The 14,699-nt window shown below is 64.3% G+C and carries 13 protein-coding genes and 1 pseudogene (1 of these 14 cut by a window edge); 5 read left to right on the top strand and 9 right to left on the bottom strand.

The annotated features are described in order from the left end of the window. The 6 genes from ACWPN5_RS18310 to ACWPN5_RS18335 form a co-directional block, all read right to left on the bottom strand. Positions 1 to 628 carry the 5' end (the start) of a recombinase family protein gene (locus ACWPN5_RS18310; protein ID WP_492297996.1) on the bottom strand. 1,034 nt of this gene lie to the left of the window's left edge, so 628 of the gene's 1,662 nt are visible here — the first part of the coding sequence; its start codon is at positions 626 to 628; the stop codon falls past the left edge of the window. A gap of 2 nt (positions 629 to 630) precedes the next feature. After that, positions 631 to 1,716 carry a tyrosine-type recombinase/integrase gene (locus ACWPN5_RS18315; RefSeq protein WP_492296701.1) on the bottom strand — a complete coding sequence of 362 codons (1,086 nt, stop codon included), beginning with the start codon at positions 1,714 to 1,716 and terminating at the stop codon, positions 631 to 633. Then, the gene (locus ACWPN5_RS18320; protein ID WP_492296702.1) at positions 1,716 to 3,434 is read right to left on the bottom strand and encodes a site-specific integrase; all 1,719 of its coding nucleotides are present in this window, start codon (positions 3,432 to 3,434) and stop codon (positions 1,716 to 1,718) included. Before ACWPN5_RS18320 ends, ACWPN5_RS18315 begins: the two co-directional genes overlap by 1 nt. Before the next feature lie 152 nt (positions 3,435 to 3,586). After that, positions 3,587 to 3,745 carry a helix-turn-helix domain-containing protein gene (locus ACWPN5_RS18325; RefSeq protein ID WP_158282677.1) on the bottom strand — a complete coding sequence of 53 codons (159 nt, stop codon included), beginning with the start codon at positions 3,743 to 3,745 and terminating at the stop codon, positions 3,587 to 3,589. Between the two features lie 7 nt (positions 3,746 to 3,752). Further along, positions 3,753 to 3,992, bottom strand: a complete 240-nt coding sequence (locus ACWPN5_RS18330; RefSeq protein WP_492296704.1) for a hypothetical protein — start codon at positions 3,990 to 3,992, stop codon at positions 3,753 to 3,755. A gap of 91 nt (positions 3,993 to 4,083) precedes the next feature. Further along, a complete protein-coding gene (locus ACWPN5_RS18335) occupies positions 4,084 to 4,686 on the bottom strand; it encodes a hypothetical protein (protein ID WP_456531615.1) in 603 nt (200 codons plus the stop codon). Between the two features lie 259 nt (positions 4,687 to 4,945). Here ACWPN5_RS18335 and ACWPN5_RS18340 point away from each other — a divergent pair, with 259 nt between their 5' ends. From ACWPN5_RS18340 to ACWPN5_RS18360, 5 genes and pseudogenes are all read left to right on the top strand, one after another. After that, positions 4,946 to 5,269 (top strand): hypothetical protein, encoded by a 324-nt coding sequence (locus tag ACWPN5_RS18340; protein ID WP_492296706.1) that lies wholly within the window; start codon positions 4,946 to 4,948, stop codon positions 5,267 to 5,269. A gap of 282 nt (positions 5,270 to 5,551) precedes the next feature. Then, a complete protein-coding gene (locus ACWPN5_RS18345) occupies positions 5,552 to 5,977 on the top strand; it encodes an ArsR/SmtB family transcription factor (RefSeq protein WP_492296708.1) in 426 nt (141 codons plus the stop codon). A 289-nt stretch (positions 5,978 to 6,266) separates the two neighbouring features. Next, positions 6,267 to 7,034, top strand: a complete 768-nt coding sequence (locus ACWPN5_RS18350; RefSeq protein WP_492296710.1) for an IS5 family transposase — start codon at positions 6,267 to 6,269, stop codon at positions 7,032 to 7,034. A 163-nt stretch (positions 7,035 to 7,197) separates the two neighbouring features. Next, a complete protein-coding gene (locus ACWPN5_RS18355) occupies positions 7,198 to 8,397 on the top strand; it encodes an IS256 family transposase (RefSeq protein WP_492296712.1) in 1,200 nt (399 codons plus the stop codon). A gap of 502 nt (positions 8,398 to 8,899) precedes the next feature. After that, positions 8,900 to 9,112, top strand: a pseudogene (locus ACWPN5_RS18360) (transposase); the annotation flags it as partial. A gap of 258 nt (positions 9,113 to 9,370) precedes the next feature. Here ACWPN5_RS18360 and ACWPN5_RS18365 read toward each other — a convergent pair. Genes ACWPN5_RS18365 through ACWPN5_RS18375 form a run of 3 tightly spaced genes read right to left on the bottom strand, consistent with a single transcriptional unit; the run spans position 9,371 to position 14,696 of the window. Next, positions 9,371 to 12,277, bottom strand: a complete 2,907-nt coding sequence (locus ACWPN5_RS18365; RefSeq protein WP_492296713.1) for a DEAD/DEAH box helicase — start codon at positions 12,275 to 12,277, stop codon at positions 9,371 to 9,373. Then, complete coding sequence (locus tag ACWPN5_RS18370) at positions 12,274 to 13,722, bottom strand: EH signature domain-containing protein (protein ID WP_492296715.1); 1,449 nt, start codon at positions 13,720 to 13,722, stop codon at positions 12,274 to 12,276. Before ACWPN5_RS18370 ends, ACWPN5_RS18365 begins: the two co-directional genes overlap by 4 nt. Before the next feature lie 11 nt (positions 13,723 to 13,733). Beyond that, positions 13,734 to 14,696 carry a hypothetical protein gene (locus ACWPN5_RS18375; RefSeq protein ID WP_492296717.1) on the bottom strand — a complete coding sequence of 321 codons (963 nt, stop codon included), beginning with the start codon at positions 14,694 to 14,696 and terminating at the stop codon, positions 13,734 to 13,736. Between the last annotated feature and the right edge of the window lie 3 nt (positions 14,697 to 14,699).

Genomic DNA, 14,699 nt, shown 5'->3' on the forward strand with positions numbered 1-14,699 from the left:
CGCCGCTCGGGGCGGGAATGCCTTCGGCGTTGAGGGCGAGGGCGATGCGCTTGGGAGACAGCCCGGTTGCGTAATCGCGGAAAACCCGACGGACAACGGCTGCCTCGGCCTCGTTGATGCGCCGCTGTCCGTGCACCGGCAGCCCATCGGGCCCAAAGGCGTGCACGACATCATAGCCGTAGCACCGCCCGCCCGCCGAAGCACCAGCCTCCACCCGGCCGCGCAAGCCGCGCCGCGTCTTGTCGGCGAGATCCTTCAAGAAGAGGGCGTTCATCGTGCCCTTCAGGCCGACGTGCAGATCGGTGATTTCCCCCTCGGCCAGCGTGATGATGCGGATGCCGGCGAACTGCATGCGCTTGAAGAAGGCGGCGACGTCCGCTTGATCACGGCTGATCCGGTCCAGCGCCTCGGCCACCACGACCGCGAAGCGGGCGGCCATCGCGTCTTCGATCAACGCCTGAATGCCGGGGCGCAAGAGCGAACCGCCGCTGATCGCCCGGTCGGCGTAGGTCTGGGTGAGTGTCCGGCCTTCCCGAGCGAGACGCTCCCGGCACGGGCGAACCTGGTCCTTGATGGAGGCGTCACGCTGCTGGTCGGAGCTGTAGCGGGCGTAGATGACGGCTTTCATGCTCAGCCCTCCACGCTCGGGCGTCGGCCCCGGGTTCCCGGCCCTGTCCTGCGCAAGTGCTGCACGGTGTCCTGCAATTGTCGGGCGGCGTTCAGCGAGGCCGCATGGTTGTAGTAGCGCTCCGATGTCCGCAACGTGGCATGGCCCAGAATGGACATGATGATCGCCACCTCCTCGGGAGCCCGAAGCGCGACGGTGGTCGCCGCGCAGTCCCGGAAGAAGTGCGGCGGGATCGCAACCCCAACCGTCCGTTTGGTCACCCGCGGCAGGATCTGCTGCACGCTTTTGAGGTCGAGGGGCCCAAGCCGGCCGATCCACAAAGCGTCCGACGCCAGCCCCTCCAACAGGACCGGGCGATGTTCCGTAAGGTACGCATGCAAATGGGGCACCAGAGAACTGGGCCACGGGAATTCCAGTGGTCGGTGCGTCTTCATCTCGGAACCGGCAAAGCGCACGAGCACGGAATCGTCGTCGATGAGGACGTGCAAGCCGAGCGCCATCATCGCGAGGTTGGACAGGCGGATGGGCCGCAGCGCCAGGAAGGCCATCAACAATCCGTCGCGGTAGTGGAGCGCCCGGGTGCGCGGATTGCGCTTGGACTGCGCCTCGCTCATCAAACGCAAGCCGGCCTCGACGAGGCGGTTGGTCTCAACCAGCCGATCCATTTTGCTGCGCGCCGGCACCGCCTGCGCTTCCAACCGAGAGGCGGCGGTGCGCAGCCAACCGATATCGGCACCGGGCGCCATGACGCGGACCGCTTCGTGCAGGCGCGTGATCATGGTCGCAATCGATTTTGGTGCCAGGGAACGGCGCAGGTAGGCGAGATAACCATGCACGCGCTCGCGGGTGATCCGGCCGTCCGGCGGAAGGACGGGATCGAGCAGGCTCTGATCGGCGAGCCATGCCAGCCAGTGACCGTAGCACAGGACGGTGTGGTCCGCGGTGACGGCACGCCAATGGGCAGCCAGACCGGGATCGTCCAGCGGGTCCGAACCAGCGCGGGCCATCTCCCAGGCGTGGCGGTCAACGTCCGGCCAGGTTTTCAGGGCGAGCGGGGCCAACGGCAGAAGGCGGCGGCCGCGGGGCATCACCGAGCCTCCATACGGCGTGGGGAGAGTGATGGCCTGGAGCGGAGATCTTCGACCAGCCGATCATAACGACGGATGTTCGCGGCGCGTTCCTCCCCGGCGTAGTGGGTCACCGTGGTGGTGATGTTCCGATGCCCGAGCAGTTGGCGGGTCCCTTCGTAGTTGGTCGGGTCGTGCTGCAGGTTCAGCTTGGCGGCGATGTGACGGAAGCTGTGCGCCGTCACCGTCAGTCCGGTTTCCTTGTGGACCTGAGTGCTGATCTGTTCGGACAGGCGGTGGAGAGCTTTGTGGCCAGATCCCTTGCCGGGGAACAAATAGCGGTTGTCCGGCTCGGTCAACTGCGGGCGATACTCACGCAGATAGAGGTTGAGCAGACGGGTGGACGCAGGCGGTAACTCGAAGGCGAGATCTTGGCCGTTCTTCACCTCGTGTGCCTCCAACACGATGTGGACGGTGTCGCCGATCGGTGAGCGGGTCCAACGCAAGTGGCGGTCGAGGCAGAGCGTGGCCAAGTTGGCGCGACGGATGGCCGTCATCAGCAACAGTTCTACAGCGACGGCGGTCTGAACGCGCAGCGCTTCGCCGCGGGTGCCGAGCGCTTGGCGGTAAACGCTGTCGGTCACCCGCTGGGGAAACTGCAGCAGGTCGGCGAGGCGGGCCGGGTTGTCGAGCTGGCGCAGAATGGACTTGTTTTTGTCGGTCATCCCTTGCCGCGGCGGCCTGATGCGCCGGACGACGGCGCGCAGTACTTCCAGTTGATCATCCGGCAGACGCACCCAGTGCTGGGCGGCGCCCAGCATGGCGATGGCCAGGGCAGCCGGCTGTGCCTTGCCGTGCCCGTTGTCCGTGATGAGGTACCGCAGCGCTTCTTTGAATGTGTGCACTGTGACCAAATCGGCGAGCGACTTGAGTGTGCTCGGGTCGTTGCCGCGCAAGGCGATGGCGGAGGCCCACATGCGGACCTGCTGCCGGCGCGCCTTGAGTGTGCTCGGCTTCATCGGCCTCTTGGGGCCGAATTCGGCCAAGGGATCATCACCGGTCAGTTGCGCGAGCCAGTTGTCGACGTCGGTCTGCAGGCTTTCGGGAAAGCAATGCCATTCCAGCGACCATTGCCGGGGCGAGCGCGGCAACGTGAGGCGGGTCTTCGGCCAAGTCGGGACAGCCGTCGTCATCCGGTTCCAGATGCGGACCAGATCGCGCTGCATGGTCGCGGGGCCGCGGCAGAAGTCCACCTTGTCGAGGTAGTGACGGAAACCGGCTACCACGGTGTCATCGACATGCTCCGGAGCGATGTCCCGTTCCGAGCAGAAGCGGAAGAAGCGGGTCAGGGCATAGCGCGTGAATTTGCTGGGAACCTGCTCATAGAGGGCTGCCCAGGCCTCCGTGAAGATCCGGGTATTGCGGCCTTCGGACCAGCCAACCAGCCGAAGCGTGCGGGTGAGATCGGCCCGCAGGTTCTGCAGGCGCTTGGCGCTGACGCCGACCTCACGCGGGTGCAGCTTGTGCAGGCGAGCCAGCAAGGCGCGCTCGTTGGCCTCCAGCTGATCGGGGGCAGCCTTCAGGAGCTTGGCGATGGAAACGATCGACGAACGCAGGGCTCGCTGCTTGCCAACCTCGAGATCAGCTGCGTCGAGGCTATCCAGCAATTCGGCGAGCGTGCGGGGCTTTTTCGCAATGGTCGGCGTGGTCGTGCGGAGGGCGGGGTAAATGGTGTCCATGGGAACCTTGTGGAATGTTATGGAGTGGCGCGATCCCGGTGACCGTTTTGGGACAGTACCACGGGACAAAACGGAAGGTTTTGCTCCGTAGTGTTCTCCCAATGGCCTCTCAACCCATTGAAATGGGCAGAACTATGAGGAATCCAGGTGAATTAGCGACGGTGCATCTTGATGAAGACTTCCAGGTCTTCGGGAGCGATGCGGACGAGGCGCCCAAAGCGGTGGGCGTGCAGGTGTCCAGCCTTGATCTGTTCGCGGATCCACCGCGAGCAGGTCTGGGTGATATCCGCGACCTGTTCGACCGTCAGCATGCGCGACTCAGTCGTCTTGGAAGGAAAGGTTTTCGGCATCGGAGGCTCCGGGTTTGGCGTCGCGGAAGCCGGGCAAATCTCCGAAGTCGCTGGTCCCTTCGATCCACGCCTTGGCGGCGACACGAGCCAGCAAGCGGGAAAGCCCGATGAGGCCGGTGTCGTCGCTCGGGCGGTCGTCAAAGCAATCCGCCGTAACGGGCGGATGCGAATGGCGCCGAACGGAGTGCAGTGAATCCGGGGTGATCATGCTCGTCTTCGCGGGAACGCAGTGGAAACGAGCCCCCATAATGTGAATTGGCCGGATTGCCGCAACAAGCGTGGAGTCCGGCCGAATAGGGCTATTTATCCTCCAGGCTCTCCAGGAACATCGCGGTCCTCGTCTCTTCGAGCTCCCGGTAGGCCTGCAGAGCCTCGTAGATGTAGGAACGCGAGCGCTGGTGCTCCTGCATGAGTTCCGCGACCAACCGCTTCTGGTTGCTCACCTGTTCGAACCGGGGAGCTATGAGCTCTCCGAAGGCTTCAAGTTGCCCCTTGCGATCCGGAATGGATTGGCCGCCCTTCGGGAGGCGGATGGCGAACAGCATTGGAGCGTCCGAGTTCGGGTCGAACAGCTCGGCAAGCCAACGTTGGTCGTCGGGCGCTAAGCAGCCGCCCTGCAGACGCCGCACCAGTTCGTTGACGTCCAGCTTGTGGAGCAATGGCCCCCACAAGGCGTCGTGTGCCGCATTTGGGTAGGTCGGCGGACGTTGGACGATACGACGCTTCAGAACAAATCTGAACGGTGCCTTTTCGGAGTTGTCGAGAAAGCGTGCCACCCAACGCTGCGCCTGAAACGACAGAAGCCCGCAGCGTAGCAGGTGGATCAACTGATCAAGTTTCCACTCCTTGTGCAGCTGGTGATTGAGAAGTGCATCACGCACGATTTCAGATCCGTCGGCCATAGTTGCCTCGGTTAATTCGGGTTCGAGAGTTTTTCAGTGGTTGGCCGTGCCAGCGGAGAGTGTCGACGCCGGTACAACCGCTGTCGGACTGAAACTATCACCAAATCCTTCAGGAACGTTCCCTCTTCACCTAATCAGAAAGGATTAGTGCATGTCTTGTGTTTACGACAGAAACGTTGCAAACACGCGCTCGCTGATGTTTGGCGAGGTGTATCGCAGGTTGTCCCCACACCACGCGAGACAAAATGACCACGCAGCCATGCTGCGCTACGCGCTCGCCAGCGCACGTTTGGCTGCAGGTGCATACCTCTGCCATGTCGGAAAGGACGGCTTCGCCTCTCTTTCGCGCATCGACCTCGAAAGGCTGCTGTCGCGGATCGTCTGGGTCGTCCAGACTTCAGTGAATGCTGCTGACGACCTTAAGATCTTGCAGAGCAAGCGGGTCAAGGAGGCCGCCGATTTGGCCCTCAGGTTCACGCACGCGATTGGGAAACGCCGGTTGGAGGATTGGACCGCTACGGAATGGCGGCGCTTTGTTTGCATGATATTTGGCGTGATCGGAGAGACATCGCTGTCCGACTGAGACGCGAGCGCAAGGAAGGAAGTGTCGACCACCACAACGTGGATGGCAACGCCGATCCGAGCATCTTTCTTCACGCCCGTTTCAAGCAGAAAGCGTGCACGGTGCCGTGTGCGCTTTCTCGTCGTCTGCTGCTTATATGCCGGGGCGAGCAACGCAGATCAGCGATTCGGGTCGGCCCTCATATCGTCGTTGACGGATATGCGCATGTGGGCATATCTATATTTCGCATATTCGAAAAACGGATATGCTTTTCAAGGTATATGCGCTATAAAGGATATCCTAATGCTGGAATATGCGTGTTCCCTTTTTCAAGCGCTCTCGGACCCCATTCGCCTCCGCTGTATCATCATGATGCGTCTTAATGGGGCCATGGCAGTCAATGATCTAGCGTTTCTTTTGCAAGTTCCTCAACCCAAGGTTTCTAAGCATTTGGCAATACTCAAAAATGCAGGACTCGCTTGCAGACAAAGGGACGCGTCATGGGTTAAATACAGTATCGCCCCCGAATTGCCGGCTTGGGTTCATGCCGTTATTGAACAAGCTATGAATGGTCTGGCGGAGGTAAATGATCCGGTTGTTGGGAAAGATTTTGAGCGCCATATGTTATACAGGCTTCCGAGTCAGAAAGATGGTGAGAATAATAAAAATGATAAACAGGAGAAATTCTCCTCACAAGGCAAGTATTCTTTGAAGAAAGTGCCTCTATAACTCTATGAGATTGGTAATCAGTTGGAAGCCCATGTGCGGGCGACCCCTCTGGCGCATGAGGGAAATCCGAACTGACTGGCCAAGAAGGATGCATCCACGTGTCCATCCTGTTGTTGCAGCCGCTGGCTGCTGACCTTGATGATTTCCGCGGATTGATGCAAATATCACCTCGTCGCGCTCATAGCCCGTTTCGAAAGCTGTACTGACGGGGCTAGGGTTTGAGGCGGCAGCTATTGGCAGGGAAACCCATTGCCGAAGGCCGCCGATGTGGACACCCGAGGACCGCCGGTTGGTTGGCGATTACGGCGCCTGCCAAGCCCGGCGAACGCCCCCGCAGCACGAACGTGTGCCGACTGCTGGATGCCCTGTTCACCGTGGTGCGGACTGGCTCCAATGGCGCTGCCTGCCGTCTCCACCGGCCTTCCCGCCCTGGCCCACAGCCTACAGCTACTTCCGCGCATTTCTGGAAGCCGGCGTGTGGGAAAACCTGCGTCATCATCTGGTGGTGATGCTGCGTGAGCAGGAGGGCAGCGATCCGACCCCAACCGCCGCCATTTTCGACACCCAGAACGTGAAGACCACGAAAAGGGGGACGCTCAGCTTCGACGCGGCCAAGAAGGTCAAGGGCCGCAAGCGTCACATCGCCGTCGACACTTCGGGCTTCTTGCTCGGTGTTCTCGTCCAGGCTGTCGACATCCAGGATACCGGCAGCACCGGCGGAGCGTTGCTGACGCGGATCAAGCGGCTCTATTGCTGGCTACGGGCCGTCTTCGCCGACAGCATCTGCAACCGGATGCCGGTGATCCTCGTCTATTTCCTGCTCGGGCTGACGCTGATCATTGTCCGGCGCATCGCCGGTGACGGCTTCATCCTCGTTCCGCGCCGCTGGGTGGTCGAGCGATCCTTCGGATGGCTCGGACGATGGCGACGCTTGTCCAAGGATCATGAGGAATGCACGGACGTCCCCGAGGCCATGGTCACCGTCGCCGCCATCAGAATCATGCTGCACCGTCTCGTTCATCCAAACCGAAGGCGGCTTCCTTCACCTGACTTTTGAAGGTCACGTCCCTGAACGTGGTGTAGGAGCTGTGGGGAACCGGCCCGCCGAAGCGCCCCCCAGAGCTGGCGTAGGCGGGCCGGTTTTCCACGGCGGGGCGGTCATCGTGGGTCTTCGGTAGAGTCTGGTCACCACACCTCAACCCGACCGAAGGGTGACCACGATGACCGACGAGATGATGGCGCTTCGCGCGCTGCTGGAGAAGAGCCCTGACGCTGACGTCTTGCGCGAGATGATCGGCTTCGCGGCCGAGCGGCTGATGGAACTGGAGGTGCAAGGCCTGACCGGCGCCGCCCACAGTGAGCGCTCCGCCGAGCGGCTGGTTCAGCGCAACGGCTACCGCGAGCGTGATTGGGATACCCGCGCCGGCACGGTTGAGCTGCGCATCCCCAAGCTGCGCAAAGGCAGCTACTTCCCTGGCTTCCTGGAGCCGCGCCGCATGGCCGAGAAGGCGCTGACCGCCGTGATCCAGGAAGCCTACGTCCACGGCATCTCGACGCGCTCGGTGGATGATCTGGTGAAAGCGCTCGGCATGAGCAGCATCTCCAAGAGCCAGGTCAGCCGGCTATGCGAGGAGATCGACGAGCGGGTGAAGACCTTCCTGGAGCGCCCCATCGAAGGCGATTGGCCGTACCTGTGGATCGACGCCACCTACGTGAAGGTTCGCCAGAACGGGCGCATCGTCTCGGTGGCGGTCACCATCGCGGTGGCCGTGAACACCGACGGCCGGCGCGAGGTGCTGGGCATGGACATCGGCGCCTCGGAAGCCGAGACCTTCTGGATCGGGTTCCTACGCAAGCTCAAGCGCCGCGGCTTGGCCGGGGTGAAGCTGGTGATCTCCGACGCCCACGAAGGCATCAAGGTCGCCATCTCCAAGGTGTTCCGCGCCACGTGGCAGCGCTGCCGGGTGCACTTCATGCGCAACGCCCTGGCGCATGCCGGGCGGAGCGGCCGGCGCGTGGTGTCGGCCTTCATCGCCACCGCGTTCGCCCAGGATGACGCCGGCGCCGCCAAGGCGCAGTGGCGCCAGGTGGCCGATCAGGTCCGCCCCAAGCTGCCCAAGCTGGCCACCCTGCTCGACGAGGCCGAGGAGGACGTGCTGGCCTTCATGACCTTTCCCAAGGAGCACCGCGCCAAGATCCACAGCACGAACCCGCTGGAGCGGCTGAACGGCGAGATCAAGCGGCGCACCGAGGTGGTGGGCATCTTCCCCAACGAGGCGGCGATCACCCGCCTCATCGGCGCCATCCTGCTCGAACAGAACGACGAATGGGCGGTCCAGCGGGCGCGCTACATGACCCTGGAAACCATCGCCCCCTTGCGCGATGATCTCGCCCTCACGTTGCCCGCTGCGACCACGTGAACCTTCCGGCCAGACACGCCGGTGACCAGATGAGCGCCCCGGCTCCTACACCACGCCTCGGGACACGACCCTTTTGCCTTTTGAAACAGGCGATCAGCTTGCCACCGTTTCAGAAAGATGGAGGCGCCGTCCACCACATCAGTGCACACCACATTAGCTCAGATGATGACTTGAATGGAGCCAATAAGCATGCCAGATTTTTTAATGGGTTCCTCCCCAGACGGCCTATTTATGAGGTTGGGTGATGAATGGTGCGTCTGAGCGGAGTTGGGATGTGATCGAAGGGCGGCGGAGCCGCACAGGCCTGTTTGCGTTTTTGATGGGAATACTGAATGGTGTCAACATAGCGTTAACATTGGCCTTTTTGTTAGAAGTAAAAATTACCCTTCCATAGCCATCAGGTCATAGCCATTGGACCATAATTGTCTGGTATTCGCAGAGTGACCCGCTCCCCTGAAACTTCTCCACGCTGAGTGAGAGTCCGTCGAGCAAGGAGACGGACATGAAGAAGAGTCGGTTCAGCGAGGAACAGATCATTGGAATCCTGCGCGAGCAGGATGCCGGCAGGCCAACGGCGGAGGTCTGCCGTGAGCACGGGATCAGCGAGGCGACGTTTTTCCAGTGGAAGGCGAAGTACGGCGGTCTGGAGGTGTCGGAAGCCAAGCGGCTGAAGAGGCTGTTCACCTCGCTCGTCCATGCCCGTGCCGTCCTGGCGGTGTGGCACAGCGATTACAACCACGTCCGACCGCAATTCGGCCTTGGCGGCGCCGCGCTGATCGAGGTTGCCACGCGAATGTCGCCACAACCGGGGCCGGGGCATGCCCCGATTGCCATCAACGCCCGGTCAGGGCATTACATGAGGGAACTCCTACTCTGAGCGGAGGAAACTTGCGGAGCAGGTCAGCCTGCATCCTCATCGTCGCAACCCGCCTCGCGGAGTTCTGAAAACTGTGCCTCACACTCTGCCATGAGGCTATGCGATAGTGGTGACTGTCGCTGCGAACAACTCATTTAGATTCTCGGCTGTGCCCGAAGGCGGCATTAGCGCTTCATGGAACAGCCGGCGTTTACGAGTAAGCAATCCGTTCAGATTACGGTCGAAAGCCGAACAACCTTCGCCCAACACCGCCATGGGGATGTGCACGAACACGGGCTTGGTCTGGCCGATCCGCAGGGCGCGGCCGGTGCACTGGTCCTCCACCGCCGGGTTCCACCAGCGTGAAAGGTGGATCAGGTGGTTGGCGCTGGTCAGCGTCAGGCCGACACCACCAGCCCGAGGCGACAGGATCATCGCGTCGAATCCGTCGGCGCTTGCCTGGAAGCGGTCAACCCGCGCTTGCCGGGTGGTGCCGGACACTTGGCCGCTGATGATCATGGGCGGGGCAACGAGCCGATAGCGCCGTTGGAGGATGCCGGCCAAGCGCGCCTGCATCGCGAGGTCCTCAAGGAAGATGAGAACGCGTTCGCCTTTTCGAGCAATGTCGTCGAGCGCCGTGAAGGCGGCGGTCAAGCGGGCGGATGCGGCGATGAATGCGTCGTCGCCGACGGCGCTGTCGGGGGCCGGATGAAGCGATATGGCGCGCATCCGCTGCAGTGCCCCCAGCATGGCGCCGGCCTTTTCCGCCGTCCGGGCTTCGGTAATGGCTGATTCATAGGCGTTCCGCTGCACCGGCGGCATCGGCGTTTCGTAGATGATCTCCTGCGGCAGCGGCAGGTCAGGCAGCCGGTCCTGTTTCAGCCGGCGCAGCAGCAGAGGCGCGCGGCCGCCATGCCAGGCGTCGAGCGAGGACTTCAGGCGCTTCAGCCGCTCCGGATCGGGCGACCGTTCATAGTCGGCGCTGAAGCTCTTCAACTCGCCAAGCACGGCCGGGTGTATGGCGTCGGTGATGCACCACAGATCGGACAGGCGGTTCTCTACCGGCGTCCCGGTCATGGCGATGCGGAAGTCGGCGTTCATCGCCTTGGCCGCATCGGTCAGGCGCACGCCGGGCGTCTTGATCTTCTGCGCCTCGTCGAACAGCATGGCCGCGAAGCGGATCTTGCCGAAATCACGATCGAAGTCGCGCAGGGTCTCATAGGTGGTCAGCACCCAGTCGGCGGACTGCAGCGTATCGACGTCGAGCGCCGGGCTACCGTCGGCACTCCGGCGCTTCAGTGCGGCCAGCCCGCGTCCGAATGCCTCGGTGCAATGGCCGAGACCAGGGGAGGCGAGGTGGCGGTCGGCCTCCGCCCGCCAGTTCTGCAATAGGCCCGTCGGGGCGACGACGGCGACCGGCGCGCGCGGGATGGCGCCCTCCGCCATGCCGGCCCGAAGCCAAGCGAGGAAGGCCAAGCCTTGCAGGGTCTTGCCCAGTCCCATGTCGTCGGCGAGCAGAACGCCCGGTCGGCCCATCGTCCATGCCTGTTGCAGCCACGACAGCCCTTCGGTCTGGTGGGGCTTCAGCGGTGTGGCGAGTGCCGGCGGCAGCGATTGTGACGAAGCGGGGCGGGGCGAGAACTGTCCTTCAACCTCCACCGCCTCTTCGTTCGGGCGGATCAAGAGCACCTCGGGCCCGCTTTTCTCGTCGGACGTCGGTTCTGCCGGTGGTGGTGGGTCCTTCGGCATGCGGTCGGCGGCGAGTTTGTTCAAGGCCGCCAGCGTGTCGGTGGTGGCCGGAACGGGAATGTCCTGCCCGTCCACCAGCACCGACACGCTGGGCAAGCCGGCCCCGATGGCATCCTCCACCCGCGCGCGCAGCGCGTTGGCCTCGTCCTCCGTCAGGGGCACCGCCCGGTCGCCGATCATCAGGCCGGAGGGCGGCGGAGTGGCCGCGGCCGGTCCCCCCTTGCCACCCGCATCGCCCCTTCCGCCGTCGCCGAACCAGTCGGTGCGGGCGAGCGGCACCCAGGGCACGACCCGCGGTCGCCACAGGCCCAGCCCTACCACGCGGTCGGCGTAGGCGGCGGTTTCGCGAAAGACGGTCTCCAGGACCGTGTCGTCGACGTCGGGTCCGAGGGCATCGCGCAGGAAGGCGCGGGGAGACGCGAACAGCGCCCGTCGTGTCGCCGGCGGCGCCGATTGGACGCGCCGCACCTCTTCCAGTGCCCGGCGCAGCACCGGCGTCGTCACGGCGTACCAATTGCCGCCCAGTGCGTAGACGGACCGCGACGTGGTGAAGCGGTTGAACTGGTCCTCGCCGAAGATCCGTTGCCGGTCCTCCGTCAGCAGCGGCTGCTCCGGGGCGTCGCCTGCCCGATGCAGGATCGGCACCAGCCGCGCAGCATCGCCGTTGCCCTTCAGGTCCAGCGAAAAGGAGTCCGCGACGGCGATGGTCATTGTGCCGATCAACCCGCCGGCGTCGGCCGTCCCGGCATCGATCGCGGCGGGCAACACCTCGCGCAACGCCGCCATGGCGGCGAAGCGGGCACCCTGGTCGTCGCCCGAGGCCTGAGCCACGCGATCAACCGCCTCCGCGATCTGGAAGAGGGCATCGGGCAACCGTCCCCACTCCCCGCCGATCCGCAGGAAGGCTCCCATCCGCGTCGCTCCAACCACCGGCTGGCCGGTCGGGCGGCGCCATTCCAACTTCACGGTGAAGGAGGCGCTGGTGATCAGGCCCCTGGTCCGCAGATGAACCACCACCGGTGCGGGGGGCGGAAGCCCAAGCGCCGACGCCTCTCGGTTCGACAGGCCGGCGACCGCCCGGTGTTCGATCAGCAGAAGGTCGCCGTCGGCAATGGCGCTGTCGGCGGCGATCAGCCGCTGCGCCAAGTCGACGCTGGGCAGCAGGTTGTCTGGAACCGTCACCGCCCAGCGATCGACCGCCAAAGGTCCGGCCGGTCCGATCAGCCGGATTTCGACGCCTGCGGACTGCAGGTCGGCTGTGAAGCGATGGGTCATGTCGGCATCCAGTCGTGATAGGTCAGATGGATCCCCGCGCGATCGGCCAGCATCCGTGCGACGCTGCCCTGCCACCGGCTGCTGTCCGAGCCGATATGGCTCAGGCCGCCGGAATCGCGTCTTCCGTTAGAGCCATATCTGGGGTTTGGCGGGAAGGGGAGGCCGGCTCCCGTCACATCGTCACGCGAGTAGTTCCGTTGATAGAGTTTCGGCGCTGTCTTCCAGTCGATTGGCCATGCCCGAAGCTTCCCGTTGTGGCTCCATTCACAAAAAATCGTGTTCCGAACGCGCAGCAGGAGGATCGATTGATCACCCTGCACGCCATTGCCGCCCAAACGGGCAAAAGCACCGTTCAGGTCGCGAACGGCGCGCGCGGAGGCGTGGACGTTGGAACCGAGGGCCAGCCACGCATCGTCGATGCCGCCGGCTTCCAGGAAGGCCGACCAGAAAGCCTCCCGGTATCGCCATTGCTTGTCGTAGGCATAATCACCGATGACCTCGAAGAAGGCGTTGAGCGACGCCCGTGCCATCCAGCGACGCATCGCGGTAATCGCGTTCTCGCCGGCCGTTAGCCAGCGCTCCGGATGGAGGCGCGGATCGCGGAGATGGGTCAGGAGGAAGGACTGCACCGCAGCGCGCACCGACTCGTCGGGGGGGCGATGCTCGGTCATCCAGGGCGCCAGCAGACTGCGCGCGAGCTGGCCGTAGACCTCCGGTTCGGAAAAGCGCAACCGACCGTTGGGCGCCAGGAATTCCGTCAGGCGCGCCATGGCGGTTGCGCCGGCGGTGCCGACGAGGCATTCCGGCGCTAGTTGGAGCACCTCGTCCTGAACCGCGCGCATGTAGCCGGAGACGGCCCGCAGCGGATCGTCGAGGCACGCGCGGGCGAGCAGGTCGGGAACCGGATCGGTGCCTTGCAGGATGTGGCGCGCCAGCGTCTTCGGTCCCTGGGCGGCGTCGAAGAGGAGATACCCGCTGTCCGCCAGACGCCAGGGTTGAAGACGCGCATCGGAATTGCCGGCGATCAGGCGACGGATGGCGCGCCCGGCCTCTGCGATCCGAGGGCCATCCGGCGCAAAACCCTTCAACCATCCCTCGATGAGCGTCCGGCGCACCCCGGCGCGGCGGTCGGCCAGCCGGAGAACCGCTTCCAACAGTCCGTCCAGCGTGGCCAACGGTGCCTTGTCCGCCCACATCAGCCAAGGTGCATCCCGCAAGTCGCGCGGCGTTGCGGCATCCCAGCCCTGCGGATTGCGCGCGGCCTGTTGCAGCCGTTGGCGCACCGCCTGAAGGACATCGCCGGCCGGCAACGCCGGGGCCGCGTCACCGGCCGCCAGCGCGGCCACTATCCGCGCACTTTCCGGCACATCGGGCAGCCTTGCGCCGCGGCTCAGCAACTCCACGGCGGCATGCAGGGTCTTGAGCGCCTCGGCGGTGTGGTTCATGGGGGTGTGGTTCATGGGACGGTGCCCAGCAGGCCGCGGATACGGTCGCGCAACCGCTGCAACTCCTCGGAGGTGCGGGCGGACAGCACGAAGCGCAGGTCGATGCGCCGGTTGCGCCGGTAGTCCTCCTCCGTCGCCGCCTGGGCTTCGGGCAGGGGGCGCCGCTCGCCATAGCCGGACACGCCGAGTAAGGGGAGTCCATCGCTGTTGCGCAGCCCCTCCAGGACAGGCTGGGTCTGGCGCAGGGTCTGGAACACGGCCAGCGCACGGTCGGTCGACAGGCGGTCGTTGCGTGCCTGCGACTGCGACGGGGCAAGGTTGCGGTAGGGCTGCCGGTCCGTGTGCCCTTCCACCAGCATGGTTTCGAGGATCGGCATGCTGTCCGGCGGGCAGCCGTCCGCGCGTCCGCCCACGGCGTAGCAGGGCAGCAGCCCGGACAGGACGTCGGCCAGGGTCACGATAGTCTGCTGCGCCTCCGCCCGGTAGACGGCCTGCCCGGTCTCGAACAGGAGGTCGCCCGACAGCCGCAGAATGCCGGAACCGGGATCGAGCGACACGCGAACCCCCTGGTCCTGCAGAGACTTTTCCAGCGACAGCAGCAGCTGGTTGCGCAGGTTCTGACGGTTTTCCAGGTCGCGTTCGAGCTGGGCGACCGCCTCGGTCAGCAGGTGCCGCAGCTCTTCATTCTGCGCCCGCTGCCGGGCCGCTTCCTCCGACTGGCGTTGCGCCTCCGCCTGGGCCTGCCGTGCGCGCTCGGCCTGCTGCTGCGCCTCGGTCTCCGCCAGTTCGGCACGCCGCAGGGCCTCCTCATAGCGGGCGCGCTCGATCATCTGCTCTTCCTCCGCGTCGCGGAAGTTGAGGGCGAACACGGTCAGCATCAGCAGGAAAACGAACAGCACGCCGACCATCAGGTCGCTGATCGAGGCGAAGTAGCCCTCGCCGCCTTCGTCCTCGGCTCCGGTCGATGTCGCCATGTC

The sequence above is a fragment of the Azospirillum sp. UENF 211521 genome (assembly GCF_058780535.1).